Here is a 16,863-nt window from a genome sequence, read left to right as displayed (position 1 = left end):
TGGGATCCGTGACCGCCGCCCTCGCCACCGTGCTCGACGCGCCGATCTGGCGGGCCCGTCGCCGGGGTCGAGACCAGTGACTCGCCTACCTGCCTCCACCTGGGCGGCCCTCTCACGGACACACGAGGAGCGCGCCGACTCCCTCACCGCCGGACATCGCGCCCGCAAGGCCACGAGGCAACGCCACGCGATCGATGATTTTCTGTACGACTACTACGGCACCAGGCCCTCCGTGCTCCGCCGGTGGCACCCGGGCATCGGCGTCTCCCTGGAGCCCGGAACGAACGGCTCTGCCCCACACCAGAAGTGGCGTTGGTATGCCAGGAACGCGGACGGGGTCGTGAGCCTCGACGTCGCGGCGTTCCTCGCCGACCGGGCCGAGTCGGTGCGTTTCATCCATCGACTGCTGTCCGCGATCGCATCACGACCAGCCTTTACTGGCTGCTTCGGCCTGCACGAGTGGGCAATGGTGTACCGCCAACCCGAGCATCGACACGCACTTCCCTTGCGCCTCGGGCAGAAGGGCACGGACGCGGTAGTCGAGTCTCACCAGATCCGCTGCACACACTTCGATGCGTTCCGGTTCTTCACTCCCGACGCGGTCAGCCTCAACCGCCTGCAACCCACGAGGGAGAGCCAGGTCGAGTTCGACCAGCCGGGCTGCTTGCACGCCTCGATGGACTGCCACAAGTGGGCGACCAAGCTGGGCCCCACGGTTCCGGGGGACCTGGCGCTGGACTGCTTCGAGTTGGCGAGGGACATCCGGCTGCTCGACATGCAGGCGTCCCCGTACGACTTCTCCTCCTACGGGGAACCGGCGGTGGCCATCGAGACACTCGAGGGCAAGGCCGAGTACGTCGCTCGTCAACGCGAGTTCTCGCAGCGCGCGGGCCAACTACGCGCTCGGTTGATCAAGGTGTGTGTGGCGCTGCTCGAGGGAGCGGAGCCACCGGCGAGGGTGCGGGACTGACCTCCCGAGACACCCTCCCCTATTCCATTTGATCAGGGTGCACTTCTTCGTTGGCGGATGATCGCCAGCCGCCCGCGTCACGCCATATGCCTATCCGCACCAGAAGCCGCAGGCATTTTTGGTGACGATTCTATTGACCTCGCACTTCCACCGGCGGGTATTCTGTCTAATCGATGCGGCTCTATGATCTACATAGATTGCCGCCATCTTGCGGGTGTGCATCGGCACATCCGGTGTCCGACTCTGAGGAGGATTCATGATCCGTGCAGTCACCCGACTCGCAGACAGTCTGGTAGGTGCGGTGGCACCCAGGGCCACCGCGCAGGCAGCGCAGATCCGGGCCTGCCACGAAGTGTCGTGCTACTGCCGTGGCATCGACCTGTACAAGAAGCAGTGCTGCGACTTCGAGCCCTGTGGCAGCTGCTACTACGTCGGCCCCGGCTGCTGAATGCCGCACCTGGTCGTAGCGTGTCAGGGCCTGCTCGCCGTAGTGCTGCTCGTCTCCGCGACGAGCAAGCTGCGCAGCGGGCAGGCCCTGCGCGCCCTTGCGGATTCGCTGGTCGCGATGCGTCTGGTCCGCTCTCGATGGGCAGTACGGATCACGGCCGCGCTCGCCGTCGCGGAGGCGGTGGTCGCGGTGCTGCTGCTGGTCCCGGCCACCCGGCGGGCCGGGTTCGCCGCCGCCGCCGTGCTGCTCGCCGTGCTCGCCGGGGGCGTGGCCCGGGTTCTCGCTCGCGGCACCGCACAACCGTGCCGCTGCTTCGGCGCGTCGGCACTTCCACTGAGTCGTCGGCACCTGGCCCGCAACGTGCTGCTCGGCACAGCGGCGCTCCCCGGCCTCGTCGCCGCGCCGCCCGCACCGGCCCTGGCCGGCACGCTTCTCGCGCTGCTCACCGGCGCCCTGGCCGGTCTGCTCGTCACCGCCTTGGACGACATCGTCACGCTCTTCGCCCCGACGTCCCGCACCGACCACTCGAAGGAGGCCTTCTGATGGCGTACCTGGCCGCGGCCGCTGTTCTCGTCGGACTGATCGCGACGGTCAATCTGCTGCTCACCATCGGCGTCGTTCGGCGGCTGCGTGAGCACACCACCGAGCTGGCGGAGTTGCGCAACCGCAGCGGCACCGGCGGTGGTGTTTCCGGCATGCCCGTCGCGCTGCCGATCGATGCCCGGGTCGGCGAATTCACCGCCACGACGGTCGACGAGCGGTCGGTCAGTCTGGCCGAACTCGGTGAACGTCCTCTGGTCGGCTTCTTCTCGCCGGGCTGCCAGCCGTGCAAGGACCGGATGCCCGGCTTCCTGAAGTACGCGGCCACCAGGGCCGGTGGGCGGGAGAACGTCCTCGCCGTGGTCGCCGGGACGCCCCAGGAGACCGCCGAGACGGTCGAACAGCTCCGACAGGTCGCGACCGTCGTGGTGGAGCCGGACCAGGGCCCCGTGCAGAAGGCGTTCGGGGTCAAGGGCTTCCCCGCCTTCCTGCTGGTCGAGAAGGGTGTGGTGGCCGCATCCGACTTCGAACTCGGCACCGTCACCGGGCGCGACAGCGCTCCGCTCGTCTCGATCTGAGCACCGATGCCGTCACTGCGCACGCTCGGGCGGGCGGCCGCGCTCGCCCGGCATGCCGCCCCGCTCCCGGTGGCGGCCTACCTCGGACTGAGCCTGGCCGGCGGCTTCACGCCGTTGGCGGCGGCCTGGCTGACCAAACTGGTGGTCGACCGCCTGGTGGATGGTCGGGTGGCATGGCGCGATCTGGTCGGACTCGCCCTCGCGCTGGCCGCCACCGGGGTCGCCGCCGCGCTCCTTCCGCCCACCGCACGCTATCTGCGTCGGGAGACGGAACGCCGGATACGCCTGTTCGCCACAGCCCGGCTGTACGGGGCCGTGGACCGTTTCGTGGGACTGCGCCGGTTCGAGGACCCTGCCTTCCTCGACCGCATGCAGATCAGCCGCACCAGCGGCGTCAACGCTCCCGGAATGTTGGTCGACCACGGCCTCGGGATCATCCGCGCGACGATCACGATCGCCGGCTTCGGTGGCAGTCTCTTCCTGCTCGGTCCATGGGTGGCCGCAGTGGTACTCGTCGCCGCCGTCCCGGCGTTCCTGGCCGAACTGGCACTGAGCCGTCGCCGCGCCTCGGTGGTGGCCGAGGTGGGTCAGGCGGAGCGACGAGAGATCTTCTACGCCGGCCTGCTCACCAACAGCCAGGCCGCGAAGGAGATCCGGATCTTCGGCGCGGGTCCGTACCTGTGGGCGAAGATGTCCACCGAACTACACGGCATCAACGAGGGATACCGCCGGCTCGACCGGCGGGAGCTGGTGACGCAGAGCGCTCTGGCGCTGCTGGGCGCCGGCGTCGCCGCCGGACTCCTGCTGTGGACGGTCCGCTCGGTCACCGTCGGCGTGCTCACGGTCGGCGACGTGTCACTCGTCATCGCGGCGGTCGCCGCGGTCCAGAGTGCGCTCTCCAGCCTGGTGACGGATGCCGCCGGCGTCCACCAGGCACGTCTGCTGTTCGACCACTACCTGACGGTGGTCGACGCCGAGTCGGATCTGCCGGTACGGCCCGAGCCGCTGGACGCACCGCCCCTGCGTGCCGGAATCGAGCTGCGCGACGTGTGGTTCCGCTACGCCGAGGACGCTCCCTGGGTGCTGCGCGGCGTGAACCTGCGCATCCCCGCCGGCCGCAGCACCGCCGTCGTCGGGCTCAACGGTGCCGGGAAGAGCACTCTCATCAAGTTGCTGTGCCGGCTGTACGACCCCACCCGGGGACACGTGCTCTGGGACGGAGTCGACGTACGCGACCTCGACCCGGCGCGGTTACGGAACCGGATCCGTGCGGTCTTCCAGGATGCCACCGCGTACGACCTCACCGCCCGGGAGAACGTCGCTCTGGGCGATCTGAGCGCCCTGCACGACCCGGTCCGCGTCGAGCGGGCCGCCCGTCGAGCCGGCGCACACGACCTGATCACACGACTGCCCCACGGTTACGAGACACCCCTGACCAGAATCTTCTTCTCCCCAGGCGACGCCGGAGACGCAAGCACCGGAGTTGTCCTGTCCGGCGGAGAGTGGCAGCGCCTGTCGATCGCCCGCAGCCTGGTGCTCGACCGGGCCGATCTACTCGTCCTCGACGAGCCGAGTTCGGCCCTGGATGCCGAGGCCGAGTACCAGGTGCACGCCACACTGCGGGAACACCGGCGTGACCGGACCAGTCTGCTGGTGTCCCACCGGTTGGGTGTGGTGCGGGAGGCCGACCTGATCGTCGTGTTGGACGAGGGACGGATCGTCGAATCTGGCGGCCACGACGACCTGGTCGCAGCCGGTGGGGCATACGCGCGGCTCTTCACGCTCCAGGCCGCCAGCTACCGACCCACTGGTCTCGACGACCAACCGGTACCGGCGACGAAGGGGGTTGGATGAGGCTGTTGCTGCCGGCTGCCGTCGTGCTGTTGGCTCTCGTCACGGCGGCTGTGGCGCTGGTGCGTCGTCGGATCGTCGTCGTGGGGATCAGCGGGCTGAGCATGGCACCGACCCTGGGCCACGGTGACCTCGTGCTGGTCCGCAGGCGGCGCGGCCGGGTGCCGCGCCGGGGTCAGGTGATCCTGATCGAGGTCCCCGAGCCGTGCCGTCCCGGTGAGCGCCCGGAGCGCCCCGCACACACCTGGGTGGTCAAACGCGTCGTGGCGCTACCGGGCGATCCCGCGCCCAGGTTCCTGCCCGGCTGGGCGTGCGATCCGGCTGGCCGGGTGCCCGCCGGGCACGTGGTGCTGCTCGGCGACAACCCCGAGGTGAGCCGGGACTCCCGGCACTTCGGGCCCGTCCCCCTCGATCGGGTGCTCGGGGTTGCCGTGCGCCGGCTCAACAGCTGGCGACCGGCCTTGGCGGACACCGGCAACCGGACGGCCGCCCACTGACCGTTCCCCGGACGGCCGCCCACTGACCGTTCGCCGGGCGTCCGCTCGTGCCGGTCGCCGTGGCGCGCGGCGGCCCCGGGCCCCGCCTGCTCACCCCAGGGCGGCGAGCAGGCGGGGCCCGGCCGGACGCACGGAGACCGGGCGGCCCGCCGCCGGTGGCGGGGCCCGGTGCGCTCAGGTCGCCGTGCAGGTCACCGCAGGTACGGCCGGCGTGCCGGTGGCACCGCCCAGGAAGCCGAAGGTCGCCTCGGCACCGGGGGCGAGCGCGCCGTTCCAGCCCACGTTGCGGGCGGTGACCGTCGCGCCGGTCCGGGTCAGCTCGGCGTTCCACGCCTGGTCGATCCGCTGGCCGTCGGGGAGGGTGAAGCTCACCGTCCAGCCCCGGCTGGCGACGGACCCGGTGTTGCGGACCGTCACCTCACCCTGGAAACCGCCCTGCCACTGCCCGACGATCCGGTAGACCGCGACGCAGCCGGTGCCCGAGGTCGGCGTCGGGGTCGGTGGGCCGGTCGGCGTCGGCGTACCCGTCGGCGTCGGCGTACCGGTCGGCGTCGCGGTGGGGGTGACGTCGGAGAGGGCGGCGGCCAGCGCCGGGTACCAGCGGTCGGACATCTTCCGGTCGCCGGCGGCGTTGGGGTGCACTCCGTCGTAGGTGTCCGTGGCCGTGTCGAAGCCCGTCCACTGGTCGACCACCACGATCGGGGAGCGCGCCGTGGTCTTCCCCGCCGCCCAGCCGTCGATCGCGGCGTTGAGGGCCACCGTCCGCTGTCCGCACTCGGCGCAGGTCGGCGGCTCCACCGGAATGATCTTCGCGACCAGCACCCGCATCGCCGGGTTGCTCTCCCGCATCTGGTCGACCAGCCGGGAGTACGCGGCCAGGATGGTCGCCGGCGGGATGTTGCTCCACACGTCGTTGGTGCCGAAGTGCATCAGCACGATGTCGGGGCGGGTGGCCGCGAGCCAGCCGGGCAGCAGGTTCTGGTTGGCGACATTGGTCACCAGGTAGCCGCCGTGGCCCTCGTTGTCGCCGTCGTACGGCTGTCCGCAACCCTGCGGACCGAGGGTGCCGACGAAGTCCACGTCGGTGTGACCGGTGGACTGGAGGCGGTTCCAGAGGTTGGCCCGCCAGCAGCCGGGCGAGCCCGTGATCGAGTCGCCGAGGGGCATGACGCGCACCGGTGACGCGGCGACCGCCGGATGGGCGGGCGCCCCGGCGACCAGGCCGAGCAGTAGGGCGAGCGGGACGGCCGTGAGGGCCGCGAGCAGGGTCGGAAGGAAGGGCCTTCGGGGCATGGTGGAGGGACTCCTGTCACGTGACGAGAAACGTACGGTGACGGCCCTGGTGCTCCCGGCAGCATTCCATCAGAAACCTCTCCGCCACTCAACGCCCGATCCGCTCCGGGTGGCCCCGGTGCACCGTCCACTCGGGGGCCAGGATGGACATGACCGTCGCGTCCACCCAGTGATCCCCGTCCCGCAACGCGTCCCGTAGCACGCCCTCGGCGACGAACCCGACCTTCTCGTACACCCGGCGGGCCCGAGGGTTGAGGTGGTAGACCTCCAGCGATATCCGGTGCAGGCCGAGTCGCTCGAAGCCGTGCCCGACGACGAGGCGTACCGCCTCGGTGCCGAGGCCACGGTCCCGGCCAGCGGGACCGATCAGGGTGCGGAAATTGCAGCTGCGATTGTGCGCGTCCCACTGGTTGAGCACCACCTCGCCGACACACGCTCCGGTCGCGCGGTCCACCACCGCCAGGTCGAGCCGGTCGGTCTGCGCGTTGCGGCCGGCGTACCACCGGCGCAGCCCCTCCTCGTCGTGCGCGACGCCGGTGCTGCCGGTCAGCCGGACCACCTCCGGATCGGCCAGCGCCGTCCGCAGCGCGGGCAGGTCGTCGTCGAGGAAGGGGCGCAGCAGCACGCGCTCCCCGGTCAGGGTGGGCTTGGCGGCGAAGTCGGGGCGACGCTCGGGCGCGGCGGACGCTGGATCAATCTGCATCCGCTGATCCTCGCCGCCCCCGTACCGCCGGCCAACCAGGTTTCCCGGTCAGTCGCCGTCGACCCGGCGGTTGCGTTTGGTCTGCGAGCGGCGCTTCTTCTCGTCCAGGCGGCGCTGCTTCGCCCCCCGCGACGGGCGGGTCGGTCGGCGGGGCGGCGGCGGCGCGGCGACCGCCTCGCGCAGCAGCGCCGCCATCCGTTCCCGGGCCGCCTCGCGGTTGGCCAGTTGCGCCCGGTGTTCGCTGGCGGCGACGGTGAGGACCCCGTCGACCAGCCGACCGGCGAGCCGTTGGAGGGCCCGCTCACGCAGGTGCGACGGGAGACTCGGCGAGGCGGCGAGGTCGAAGCTCAACTCGACCCGGGAGTCCGTGGTGTTGACGCCCTGGCCGCCCGGCCCGGACGACCGGGAGAACCGTTCCCGCAGCTCCCCGCCGGGCACCGTCAGCCGGTCCGTCACCCGTAGTCCGTCGTCCATGCCCCGAGGCTAGTCGTCGGGCCGGCGGGACCGCCCGCCAGTTTCGGGTCGGCCCTGCCCGGCCGGCCACCCGCTCCACCCGGCGACGACCGCCGCTGGCGGTGGCCGTGCGACCTGTCGCGCGGCCTGTCGCGCGGCCACGGTCAGCCGCCCCGGCCGATGATCGTGTCGGCGGTCTGCTGGACCTGGTCGATCGGGATGGCGAAACCGATGCCGATCGAGCCGTTGCCGTCGATGGTGGCGATCGCGGTGTTCACCCCGACCACCTCGCCCCGGGCGTTGACCAGCGGTCCGCCCGAGTTCCCCGGGTTGATCGAGGCGTCGGTCTGCACCGCCGTGTGCCGGTTCTCGCCCAGCTGCACCTGGCGGTCCAGGGCGCTGACGATGCCGGCGGTGACGGTGCCGGAGAGGCCGAGCGGAGAGCCGACGGCCAGCACCGGCTCGCCGACCCGGGTCGAGCCCGGTTTCGCCAGCGGCAACGGGGCCAACCCGGCCGACGCCGGCACCCGGAGCACCGCCAGGTCGCTGCGCGGCTCCCGGCCGACCACCTCGGCCGGGACGCGACGGCCGTCGGGCAGTTCCACGGCCACCGTCGTCCCGCCGCCCCGGGCCAGGATGTGATCGTTGGTGATGATGTGCTGCTGGTCGTCCACGGCGAACCCCGAGCCGGTCGCACCCCGGCCCCGACCGTTGCCGACCAGGACCGACACCACGCCCGGCACGGTGCGCTCGGCGGCGGTGACCAGTTCCGCCGGGACCGGCGCGGCCGAGGCCGCCGACGGCTCGGTCAACTCGTCCAGGTTGGCCACCCAGCCGCCGGCCACCGCGCCGGCCGCGGTGGAGAGGGCCACCACCGCCGCCGCGGCGACGAGCAGCCGTCCCGGGCCGAGCGGGCCGGGACGGTCCGGACCGGCCGCCGGTACGTCACCACGGCCCCGCCCGTCCGGGTCCAGTTCGGGTGAGACGAACCAGGGTCCGCGCGGCTCGCCGAGTCCGGTCTGCACCGCCATACGTCCGCTCCTCACGTGAAGTCCGCTCCTGCCGTCCGTCCGCCCACCGGCCGCCCGCCGTGGGTGCCGCCCGCTTCCACCCGCCGGCGCTTCCACCCGCCGGCGCTTCCACCCGCCGGCGCTTCCACCCGCCGGCGCTTCCACCCGCCGGCGCTGCCGCCGCCGGTGCCACCCGGTCCTCCGGTCCGGGCGCTGCCGCCGGGGATGCCGCCCGGTCAGGGCAGGCGGGAGAACCACCGCATCGACCCGGCCGCCGCGCCCATGGCGAGGAGCAGCCCGAACCCGATGAACCGTGCCGACACGTCCTGTCGCACCGTCCGGTACCCGACCGAGGTGCCGATGTCCTCGTAGACGGCGCGCAGCTCGTCACTCGTGGTCGCCTCGTGGAAGCCGCCGCCGGTCTCCTCGGCGACCGCCCGCAGGGTCTGCCCGTCGACCGGCACCTGGATCGGCCGTCCGCCCCGGTCCACGAACCCACTCGGGGTGCCGAACGAGATGGTGTGCACCGGCACCTTGGCGGACACCGCGTCGCCGGCCGCCTCGATCGGGTCCTTGCCCGAGGTGTTCGCCCCGTCGGAGAGGAGGATGATCCGGGCCGGCGGCGGGTCCTTCGCCGCCTGGCTGTCCAGCGCCCGGACCGCGCCGAGGGAGGTGTTGATCGCCTCACCGATGGCGGTGCCCTGGACCCCGGTGGCCCCCTCGACCAGCCGTTCGATCCCCTCGTGCAGGGCCTCCCGGTCGATGCTCGGCGGAACCAGCACGGCGGCGCTGCCGGCGAAGGCGACCAGCCCGACGTTGAACTCGTCGGGCAGACCGTCGACGAAGCGCCGGGCCGCCTGCTTCGCGGCGGTCAACCGGTCCGGGTCGACGTCCGTGGCGAGCATCGAGGTGGACACGTCCACCGCCACCATCACGGTGGCCCGTTCCCGGGGCACCCGGACCTCGGCGGTCGGCCGGGCGAATCCGACCACCAGCAGCGCCAGCATGACCAGGAAGAGCCCGGCCGGCAGGTGCCGCCGCCAGGTCGGCCGCTGCGGCGCGACCCGGTCGAGCAGGCGAAGGTTCGTGAACCGTACGGCGTAGCGGCTGTGCCGGCGCTGCGCCAGCAGGTACGCCGCCAGCAGCCCGAGCACGCCGAGCAGCAGCCAGAGCCGGACCGGGGACTGCCAGATCACGCGCCACCTCCCCGGATCGGGACACCGCGACCGGCCGGGGCGAGAGCCAGCCGACGCTGGGCGTGCACGTGCCGGACGATGTCCGCGACCCAGTCCCGGTCGGTCCGCAGCGCCAGGTGCGCCGCCCCGCACCGACGCAGTACCCGGCGCACCTGCTCCCGTTGGGCGGTCGCCGCCCGGGCGAACCGGTCCCGCAGCACCGGGTCGCCCGTCCACACCTCGCGACGCCGACCGGTTTCCGGGTCCACCAGGGTGATCAGCCCGACGTCCGGGAGTTCCAGCTCACGCGGGTCGGTCACCTCGACGGCGAGCACCTGGTGTCGGACGGCGAGCCGGCGCAGCTGCGGTTCCCACCCGGCCTCGGCCCACGGGTCGTCGGGGAGGGCGTCGAGGAAGTCGGAGACGACCACGACCAGCCCCCGACGCGGGGCGAGGCGGTGCACCGTGGCCAGCGCCCCGGCCAGCGACGGCGGGTCGTCCGCCGCCGGGACGACCGGCAGCCCGGTGACGAGGTCCCCGGCAGCGGCCGGGGCGCCGGCCGGGACCGGCTCGTCGTCCCGGTCGCCGCGCGGGGCGGTGAGCAGGGTGCGGAGCAGGTTCACCAGGTGTTGACGTCCGCTCCGGGCGGGAAACCGGCGCACCCCGTCCCGGGTGAGCACCTGGGCGCCGAGCCGGTTGCCGGAGCCGGCGGTGAGGAAGCCGACCGCCGCGACGGCCGCCACCGCCAGTTCCCGCTTGTCCAGGTCGGCGGTGCCGAAGTCCATGCTCGGACTGGCGTCCACCAGCAGCCAGGTGGTCAGTTCCCGGTCGGCGTCGACCTCCCGTACGTGCGGCACGGCGGTGCGGGCGGTGACCGCCCAGTCCATCCGGCGTACCTCGTCCTCGCCGGGCCGGTACTCCCGGCTGCCGGCGGCCTCGCTGCCCGGTCCGGGAAGCAGGCCCCGGTGCTGGCCGTGCAGCAGTCCGTCGAGCCGGCGGGTGACGGTCAGTTCCAGCTGGCGCAGTCGCTGGTCCGGGGTCAGGTCGGCCAGTCCCGGGTCGCGCTGCGCGGGATGCGCCGGCATCGGCGGGCGGCGGACCCTCATGCCGCCGCCAGGTCGGGCGTGACCGGTCGCCGGCCGGGGGCGATCCGGGGCGGGGGTACGGCCTCGACGAGCCGGTGGACCAGCGCCTCGGCGGACACCCCGTCGGCGACCGCGTCGAAGGAGAGCACCAGCCGGTGAGCGAGCACGTCCACCGCCAGTTCTCGGACGTCCTCGGGGATGACGTACTCGCGACCGCGCAGCAGGGCCTGGGCCCGAGCGGCGGCGACCAGTCCGAGGGTGGCGCGGGGGCTCGCGCCGTAGGCGAGCATGGGGGCGAGTCCGGCCAGGCCGAAACGCCCCGGATCGCGGGTGGCGAGGATGAGCCGGACCACGTACTCGGCGAGGGCGTGGTGCACGTAGACGTCCCGGGCCCGTGCCTGGAGGGCGCGCAGCCGACGCGGGTCCAGCACCCGGCGGGGACGGGGCCGGTCGGTGCTCATCCGGTAGAGGATGGCCAGCTCCTCGGCGGCGTCCGGGTAGTCGACCACCACCTTCATCAGGAAGCGGTCCCGCTGCGCCTCGGGGAGCGGGTACACGCCCTCGGACTCGATCGGGTTCTGGGTGGCGAGCACCAGGAACGGATCGGGTACCCGGAAGCTGCGTCCGCCGATGGACACCTGCCGCTCGGCCATCGCCTCCAACAGCGCCGACTGCACCTTGGCCGGCGCCCGGTTGATCTCGTCGGCGAGGACCAGGTTGGCCATGATCGGGCCCGGTTCGACGTCGAAGGTCTCCTGGGAGGCCCGGTAGATCCGGGTGCCGACGATGTCCGAGGGGACCAGGTCGGGCGTGAACTGGATCCGGGAGAAGGTGCCGCCGACCACGGTGGCGAGGGTCTGCGCGGCGAGGGTCTTGGCCACGCCGGGCACGCCCTCGAGCAGGCAGTGTCCCCCCGCCACGAGGGCGGTGAGCAGGCGCTCGACGAGTCGGTCCTGCCCGACGATCACACGTTTGACCTCGTGGAGGATCTGTTCCCACTCGACGTCGGGCGCGCCGGGATCGTCCGGGGTGGGCACGCTGGCCAAGGTGTCCGAGATGTCCGTCACGGTGCTTGCTTCCCGGAGCACCACCACGACAAACGTCGGAATTTCAGCCGCTAACCCACCCTTTCCCGCCGCAACGGGACGCCTTCCGTCCCGCCGCGTCCGATCCCCGGCGGCTGGCGGGGTCGCCCCGGGCGACGACGCCGGTCGGGTGGCCGGTTCACCGACCACCCGACGACGCCACGCGGGTCAGCCCGCCACGTGCAGGTGGAAGGGGCGGTCGGCGGCGGTGCCGCTGTAGGTACGGGTCTGGATGAAGACCCCGTTCGGGGTGTCCAGCCGGGGCGCCACCGAGATCAGCCCACTCGGCGGGATGCAGCAGTTGCCGGAGTCGCCGATGGTGGCGATGTAGGCGCCGCGCGAGACGACCCGGTTGAAGATCACCTCGTACTGCCCGGCGCCGTACCGCCGCACCAGGGCCACGTCCTGCCCCCTGGCCAGCACCCCGTTCGAGTGGACGACGGCGAAGGAGACGGTGGTGGCGAGGGCTCCGGTGTCCTGCTTCAGCGCCTCCCGCGCCACCCGGGCCGACTCCGGCGCCAGCGGCGGCTGACCGCCCTGCCGAACCGCCGTCGGCTGACCGCCGGTGGCCTCGGTCGGCTGGGCGGCGGCGATCCCCCCTCCGGCCAGGGTCAGCCCCAACACGGCGAGAGTCACCGCGACCGCCTTACGTGAGAACAGTGTGGCCATGACAGATCTCCCTTGCTTCGAGCGAGGAGAGTGGAACCGCTCCGCTATTTACGGAACGGATTGTTGCCGGATCAGCAGGCCGGAGAAAATGCCGTCAGGCATTCCGACTGAGCAAAATTCCTCGATTTTGCACCCGTGCTGAGCTGGCCAAACTACGGAGAGTGTCGGCTATAACCACACAGGAAAGTAGCACCAAAGAATGTGCTGAGTCAATGCTTGATCACAGTTTACGGAACTTCCAGTCCACTCCCGTCAGCGCAGCCGGCGAATCGAAGAATCATTCACGAAGACCTGCGGCGGCGGGCCCCGGACCGGGACGGCTAGCGTGTCGGGGTGACCGTACGCGTCGAGGACCCACCGACGACCGGGGCGCGACGCCACCGCACCGTGCTCTGCTGGCTCGCCGTCGCGCCGGGGCTCGCCTTCGCCGCCGTCCGCCTGGCCGGCCTGGAACGGGGCGCGCTGGTGCAGGCGGTGGCCTTCACGCCGTACGTGGCGGGCTGGGCCGTGCTGCCCCTGGTGCTGGCGCTCGCCCTGCGGCGGCGCGGCCCCGCCCTGGTCGCGGCCCTGACCGCGCTGGCCCTGGTGGCCGTGGTCGCGCCCCGGGCCATCCCCACCGACCAGCCGGCCGCCGACGGGCCGACCCTGCGGGTGCTCACCGCCAACCTGCTGGCCGGCGCGGGCGACGCCGGGCGGCTGGTCGACCTGGTCCGGGCCGAGCGGGTGGACCTGCTGGCGGTGCAGGAGTTCACCCCCGACGCACAGGCCGAACTCGACCGGCTCGGCCTGGCCGGGCTGCTGCCGTACCGGCAGCTCAACCCCGAGGTGGGCACCACCGGCTCCGGGCTCTACGCGCGCTTCCCGCTCACCCTCGTCGGGATCCGGCGCAACGTCGGCTTCGGCTTCAGCCAGGCGTACGGGACCCTCGTCGTGCCCGGCGCGCCCCCGGTACGGGTCGAGTCGGCGCACCCGGCGGCCCCGCACTCCCCGTCGGTGGTGCCGGACTGGCGGACCGACCTCGCGGCCCAGCCCCCGGCCACCCCGGACGGGCAGTTGTCCGTCCTCGCCGGGGACTTCAACGCCACCCTGGACCACGCCCTCCTGCGGGATCTCCTCGCCACCGGGTACGTCGACGCGGCGGACGCGGTCGGGGCCGGGCTGACCGGCACCTGGGGGCCGTACGACGGCGACCCGATCCCGCCGGTCACCATCGACCACGTGCTGGTCGACCGGCGGATCGCGGTCCACGCGGTGACGGTGCGCGCGCTGCCGGGCAGCGACCACCGCACCGTCCTGGCCGAACTCCGCCTGCCCAGCCGCACCACGTGACCCGACGCACCGCCCCCTGTGGGCGCAGCGCACCGCCCCCGGCCCGCGCCTGGCGCGTGCGGCTCGCGGGCCAGGGCGAGGGCGTGCGCGGCGGGACGGGACGGGTCAGACGTGGGCGCGGTCGAGGCCGTAGGTGAGGGCGTCGACCAGGGCGTGCCAGCTCGCCTCGACGACGTTCGGGTGCACGCCGACGGTGGTCCAGTCCCGACCCGCGCCGGCGGTCTCCACCAGCACCCGGGTGACCGCGCCGGTGCCCTGGCTCCCCTCCAGGATGCGGACCTTGTAGTCGGCCAGCCCGAAGCCGCGCAGCTCCGGGTAGTGCCGGGTCAGCCCGACCCGCAGCGCCTCGTCCAGGGCGTTCACCGGGCCGTTCCCCTCGGCCGTGGCGATCACCCGCTCGCCGCGTACCCGGATCTTCACGGTCGCCTCGGAGACCACCGCGCCGTCCTCCCGGTGCTCCACGATCACCCGGTACGACTCCAGAGCGAACGGCTTCGCCGGGGCGCGGTCGGGCAGCTCGGAACGGACCAGCAGCTCGAAGGAGGCGTCCGCGGCCTCGAACGACCAGCCGCCGGCCTCCAGTTCCTTGACCCGGTTGGTGACCCGGGACAGCGTCTCCGGACGGCCGGCCAGGTCGAGCCCGAGCTCACGGCTCTTGAGTTCGATGCTGGCCCGGCCGGCCATCTCGGTGACCAGGATCCGCATGTCGTTCCCCACCACTGCGGGGTCCACGTGGTTGTAGAGCAGCGGATCCACCTTGATCGCGCTCGCGTGCAGCCCCGCCTTGTGGGCGAAGGCCGCGGCCCCGACGTACGCCTGGTGGGTGTCGGGGGCGATGTTGGCGATCTCGGCGATGGCGTGCGAGACGCGCACCATCTGCTCGAGGCACCCGTCCGGTAGGACGGGGATCCCGAGCTTGAGCTGGAGGTTGGCGACGACCGCGAAGAGGTCGGCGTTGCCGGGGCGCTCGCCGTAGCCGTTGGCGGTGCCCTGGAAGTGGCGCACCCCGGCCTCGACGGCGGCGACGGTGTTGGCGACCGCGCAGGCGGTGTCGTTCTGGCAGTGGATGCCGAGCCGCTCCGGGCCGACGCCGGTGCGCGCGGTCAGGTCGGTGATGGCGGCGGTCACCTGGGAGGGGAGCATGCCGCCGTTGGTGTCGCAGAGCACCATCACCTCGGCTCCGGCGCCGAGCGCGGTCTCCACCACCGCCGCCCCGTACGCCGGGTCTGAGCGGTAGCCGTCGAAGAAGTGCTCGCCGTCCACGAAGACCCGACGGCCCTCGGCGACCAGGTGGGCCACCGTGTCCCGGATCATGGCGAGGTTCTCGGCCGGGGTGGTCCGCAGCGCCCGCTCGACGTGCCGCAGGTCCGCCTTGGCCACCAGCGCGATCGCCGGGGTCTCGGCGTCGAGCAGGGCGCGCACCTGCGGGTCGTCGGCGACCGCGACCCCGGCCCGGCGGGTGGCGCCGAACGCGACCAGCAGCGCGTGGCGCAGGGCGAGTTCGCTACCGGCCCGGCGGAAGAACTCGGTGTCCTTGGGCACCGCGCCCGGCCAGCCACCCTCGATGAAGCCGACACCGAACTCGTCGAGCAGCCGGGCCACGGCGAGCTTGTCCACCACCGAGTAGCTGATTCCCTCGCGCTGGGCACCGTCGCGCAACGTCGTGTCGTAGACCTGGTACGTCATGGGAGACCTTTCCGGCACCAACAAAAAGACCCCCCGCGGGGTGCGGGAGGTCTGCGCGCTCGGCGGAGGGTTGCCGGCGCGCTAGGTGCCAATAATCAGGGCGGTGCTGGTCACGATCCGTACTGTGCCACCCGCGACCCGGATATGGGAGGCAAAATCCACATCATGGGAAGCCCGGTGGCGGAGTGTCACGTGGCACACCACCGGCCGGAGCGGGGCCGGAACGCCCATTCGGTGATCAACTTCACAACCCACCCGGCCACCATCCACCCCTCGCGACGCTGCGGCATATCTTGAACCAGTCCAGTTACGGCCTCGTGCCGCTCGTCAAGGAGGACCTGTGCTCACCGTCGGTGACAGCTTCCCGGAGTACGAACTCACCGCCTGCGTCTCCCTGGAGGCGGACAAGGCGTTCGAGACGATCCACCACAAGTCGTACCAGGGCCAGTGGCGGGTCGTGTTCTTCTGGCCGAAGGACTTCACCTTCATCTGCCCCACCGAGATCGCCGAGTTCGGCCGACTGAACGGTGAGTTCGCCGACCGCGACGCCCAGGTCCTCGGCGTCTCCATCGACAACGAGTTCGTCCACTACGCCTGGCGCAAGGACCACCCGGACCTGCGCGAGCTGCCCTTCCCGATGCTCAGTGACATCAAGCGCGAGCTGACCGAGGCCTGCGGTGTGCTCGGCGAGGACGGCGTCGCCCAGCGCGCCACCTTCATCGTCGACCCGAACAACGAGATCCAGTTCGCCATGGTCACCGCCGGCTCCGTGGGCCGGAACGTCTCCGAGGTGCTGCGGGTGCTCGACGCCCTGCAGACCGACGAGCTCTGCCCGTGCAACTGGAACAAGGGCGGCGACACCCTGGACGCCACCAGGTTGATGGCCGGAGCCTGACCGATGGGCCTCGACGTGATCAAGGCGGCTCTGCCCGAGTACGCCAAGGACATCAAGCTCAACCTCGGGTCGACCGTCGGCACCTCGACGCTGAGCCCGGTCCAGGTCTGGGGCACCGCGCTGGCCTGCGCGGTGGCCGCCCGGAACCCGGTGGTGCTGCGGGAGATCGCGGCCGGGGCGACCGACCACCTCAAGCCCGAGGCGGTCGAGGCGGCCAAGGGCGCGGCCACCATCATGGCGATGAACAACATCTACTACCGGTCCAAGCACCTGATCGGCGACGAGTCGTACGGCTCGATGCCGGCCCGGCTGCGGATGCAGATCATCGCCCGGCCCGGGGTGGACAAGGGCGACTTCGAACTCTGGTGCCTGGCGGTCTCGGCGATCACCGGGTGCGGGGTGTGCCTGGAGTCGCACGAGAAGACCCTGCGCGGAGCCGGGTTCACCCGCGAGCAGGTGCACGAGGGACTGCGGATCGCCGCCGTGGTGCACGCCGCCGCGGTGGCCCTCGACGCCGAGGCCGCGCTGGCCTGACGCCGCACCCGCCGGCGGACCACGACCGGGGCCGTCCGACCGACGGCCCCGGTCGCGTCGCA

General features: G+C 72.3%; 17 protein-coding genes and 1 pseudogene. 9 read left to right on the top strand and 9 right to left on the bottom strand.

What is annotated here, in order from left to right; all coding sequences use genetic code 11:
* Positions 1–44 precede the first annotated feature (44 nt).
* The 6 genes and pseudogenes from AB0F58_RS17280 (at position 45) to AB0F58_RS17255 (ending at position 4,884) form a co-directional block, all read left to right on the top strand.
* Positions 45–970, top strand: a pseudogene (locus AB0F58_RS17280) (3-methyladenine DNA glycosylase).
* A gap of 301 nt (positions 971–1,271) precedes the next feature.
* Positions 1,272–1,418, top strand: a complete 147-nt coding sequence (locus AB0F58_RS17275) for a hypothetical protein (RefSeq protein WP_357143435.1) — start codon at positions 1,272–1,274, stop codon at positions 1,416–1,418.
* Positions 1,419–1,961 (top strand): MauE/DoxX family redox-associated membrane protein, encoded by a 543-nt coding sequence (locus AB0F58_RS17270; RefSeq protein WP_357143433.1) that lies wholly within the window; start codon positions 1,419–1,421, stop codon positions 1,959–1,961.
* Positions 1,961–2,536 (top strand): TlpA disulfide reductase family protein, encoded by a 576-nt coding sequence (locus AB0F58_RS17265; protein WP_357143431.1) that lies wholly within the window; start codon positions 1,961–1,963, stop codon positions 2,534–2,536. Before AB0F58_RS17270 ends, AB0F58_RS17265 begins: the two co-directional genes overlap by 1 nt.
* A 6-nt stretch (positions 2,537–2,542) precedes the next feature.
* Positions 2,543–4,390, top strand: coding sequence for an ABC transporter ATP-binding protein (locus AB0F58_RS17260; RefSeq protein WP_357143429.1), 1,848 nt, complete (start codon positions 2,543–2,545; stop codon positions 4,388–4,390).
* Positions 4,387–4,884 (top strand): S26 family signal peptidase, encoded by a 498-nt coding sequence (locus AB0F58_RS17255; protein WP_357143427.1) that lies wholly within the window; start codon positions 4,387–4,389, stop codon positions 4,882–4,884. The genes AB0F58_RS17260 and AB0F58_RS17255 overlap by 4 nt, the downstream gene beginning before the upstream one ends.
* A 174-nt stretch (positions 4,885–5,058) precedes the next feature.
* Here AB0F58_RS17255 and AB0F58_RS17250 read toward each other — a convergent pair whose 3' ends face one another.
* The 8 genes from AB0F58_RS17250 to AB0F58_RS17215 all read right to left on the bottom strand — a co-directional run bounded on the left by AB0F58_RS17250 (position 5,059) and on the right by AB0F58_RS17215 (position 12,357).
* The gene (locus AB0F58_RS17250; protein WP_357143425.1) at positions 5,059–6,177 is read right to left on the bottom strand and encodes a cellulose binding domain-containing protein; all 1,119 of its coding nucleotides are present in this window, start codon (positions 6,175–6,177) and stop codon (positions 5,059–5,061) included.
* A gap of 88 nt (positions 6,178–6,265) precedes the next feature.
* Positions 6,266–6,880: a GNAT family protein gene (locus AB0F58_RS17245; RefSeq protein WP_357143423.1), complete on the bottom strand. Its 615-nt coding sequence runs from the start codon at positions 6,878–6,880 to the stop codon at positions 6,266–6,268.
* 48 nt (positions 6,881–6,928) lie between these two features.
* The gene (gene arfB, locus AB0F58_RS17240; protein ID WP_357143421.1) at positions 6,929–7,354 is read right to left on the bottom strand and encodes an alternative ribosome rescue aminoacyl-tRNA hydrolase ArfB; all 426 of its coding nucleotides are present in this window, start codon (positions 7,352–7,354) and stop codon (positions 6,929–6,931) included.
* A 143-nt stretch (positions 7,355–7,497) separates the two neighbouring features.
* Complete coding sequence (locus AB0F58_RS17235) at positions 7,498–8,364, bottom strand: trypsin-like peptidase domain-containing protein (RefSeq protein WP_357143419.1); 867 nt, start codon at positions 8,362–8,364, stop codon at positions 7,498–7,500.
* Positions 8,365–8,579: 215 nt separating this feature from the next.
* Positions 8,580–9,539, bottom strand: coding sequence for a VWA domain-containing protein (locus AB0F58_RS17230; RefSeq protein ID WP_357143417.1), 960 nt, complete (start codon positions 9,537–9,539; stop codon positions 8,580–8,582).
* Positions 9,536–10,603 carry a DUF58 domain-containing protein gene (locus tag AB0F58_RS17225; RefSeq protein WP_357143415.1) on the bottom strand — a complete coding sequence of 356 codons (1,068 nt, stop codon included), beginning with the start codon at positions 10,601–10,603 and terminating at the stop codon, positions 9,536–9,538. Before AB0F58_RS17225 ends, AB0F58_RS17230 begins: the two co-directional genes overlap by 4 nt.
* A gap of 17 nt (positions 10,604–10,620) precedes the next feature.
* Positions 10,621–11,670, bottom strand: coding sequence for a MoxR family ATPase (locus tag AB0F58_RS17220; protein WP_357143413.1), 1,050 nt, complete (start codon positions 11,668–11,670; stop codon positions 10,621–10,623).
* A gap of 186 nt (positions 11,671–11,856) precedes the next feature.
* Positions 11,857–12,357 (bottom strand): hypothetical protein, encoded by a 501-nt coding sequence (locus AB0F58_RS17215; RefSeq protein ID WP_357143411.1) that lies wholly within the window; start codon positions 12,355–12,357, stop codon positions 11,857–11,859.
* A 387-nt stretch (positions 12,358–12,744) separates the two neighbouring features.
* Here AB0F58_RS17215 and AB0F58_RS17210 point away from each other — a divergent pair, with 387 nt between their 5' ends.
* Complete coding sequence (locus AB0F58_RS17210; RefSeq protein WP_357143784.1) at positions 12,745–13,686, top strand: endonuclease/exonuclease/phosphatase family protein; 942 nt, start codon at positions 12,745–12,747, stop codon at positions 13,684–13,686.
* 105 nt (positions 13,687–13,791) lie between these two features.
* Here AB0F58_RS17210 and cimA read toward each other — a convergent pair whose 3' ends face one another.
* Positions 13,792–15,372 carry a citramalate synthase gene (gene cimA, locus AB0F58_RS17205; protein ID WP_357143409.1) on the bottom strand — a complete coding sequence of 527 codons (1,581 nt, stop codon included), beginning with the start codon at positions 15,370–15,372 and terminating at the stop codon, positions 13,792–13,794.
* A 340-nt stretch (positions 15,373–15,712) separates the two neighbouring features.
* On the opposite strand from cimA, the gene AB0F58_RS17200 reads away from it, so the two are divergent.
* Both AB0F58_RS17200 and AB0F58_RS17195 read left to right on the top strand, forming a co-directional pair.
* On the top strand, positions 15,713–16,267 hold the full coding sequence (locus AB0F58_RS17200; protein ID WP_357143407.1) for a peroxiredoxin: 555 nt from the start codon (positions 15,713–15,715) through the stop codon (positions 16,265–16,267).
* Between the two features lie 3 nt (positions 16,268–16,270).
* On the top strand, positions 16,271–16,801 hold the full coding sequence (locus AB0F58_RS17195; protein WP_357143405.1) for a carboxymuconolactone decarboxylase family protein: 531 nt from the start codon (positions 16,271–16,273) through the stop codon (positions 16,799–16,801).
* The last annotated feature ends 62 nt before the right edge of the window (positions 16,802–16,863 follow it).

Origin of the sequence: Micromonospora sp. NPDC023956, from assembly GCF_040639195.1 — a bacterium.
Classification (GTDB): Bacteria; Actinomycetota; Actinomycetes; order Mycobacteriales; family Micromonosporaceae; genus Micromonospora.
The sequence above is the reverse complement of the archived record's forward strand: the minus strand, read 5'-3'. Positions and strand labels throughout refer to the sequence as shown.

Bases quoted from the DNA above. Each gene is read 5' to 3' on its own strand.
- AB0F58_RS17195 (WP_357143405.1), top strand. From the start codon at position 16,271: ATGGGCCTCGACGTGATCAAGGCGGCTCTGCCCGAGTACGCCAAGGAC.
- AB0F58_RS17235 (WP_357143419.1), bottom strand. From the start codon at position 8,364: ATGGCGGTGCAGACCGGACTCGGCGAGCCGCGCGGACCCTGGTTCGTC.
- AB0F58_RS17270 (WP_357143433.1), top strand. From the start codon at position 1,419: ATGCCGCACCTGGTCGTAGCGTGTCAGGGCCTGCTCGCCGTAGTGCTG.
- AB0F58_RS17245 (WP_357143423.1), bottom strand. From the start codon at position 6,880: ATGCAGATTGATCCAGCGTCCGCCGCGCCCGAGCGTCGCCCCGACTTC.
- AB0F58_RS17260 (WP_357143429.1), top strand. From the start codon at position 2,543: ATGCCGTCACTGCGCACGCTCGGGCGGGCGGCCGCGCTCGCCCGGCAT.
- AB0F58_RS17255 (WP_357143427.1), top strand. From the start codon at position 4,387: ATGAGGCTGTTGCTGCCGGCTGCCGTCGTGCTGTTGGCTCTCGTCACG.
- AB0F58_RS17225 (WP_357143415.1), bottom strand. From the start codon at position 10,603: ATGCCGGCGCATCCCGCGCAGCGCGACCCGGGACTGGCCGACCTGACC.
- arfB (WP_357143421.1), bottom strand. From the start codon at position 7,354: ATGGACGACGGACTACGGGTGACGGACCGGCTGACGGTGCCCGGCGGG.
- AB0F58_RS17215 (WP_357143411.1), bottom strand. From the start codon at position 12,357: ATGGCCACACTGTTCTCACGTAAGGCGGTCGCGGTGACTCTCGCCGTG.
- cimA (WP_357143409.1), bottom strand. From the start codon at position 15,372: ATGACGTACCAGGTCTACGACACGACGTTGCGCGACGGTGCCCAGCGC.
- AB0F58_RS17250 (WP_357143425.1), bottom strand. From the start codon at position 6,177: ATGCCCCGAAGGCCCTTCCTTCCGACCCTGCTCGCGGCCCTCACGGCC.
- AB0F58_RS17265 (WP_357143431.1), top strand. From the start codon at position 1,961: ATGGCGTACCTGGCCGCGGCCGCTGTTCTCGTCGGACTGATCGCGACG.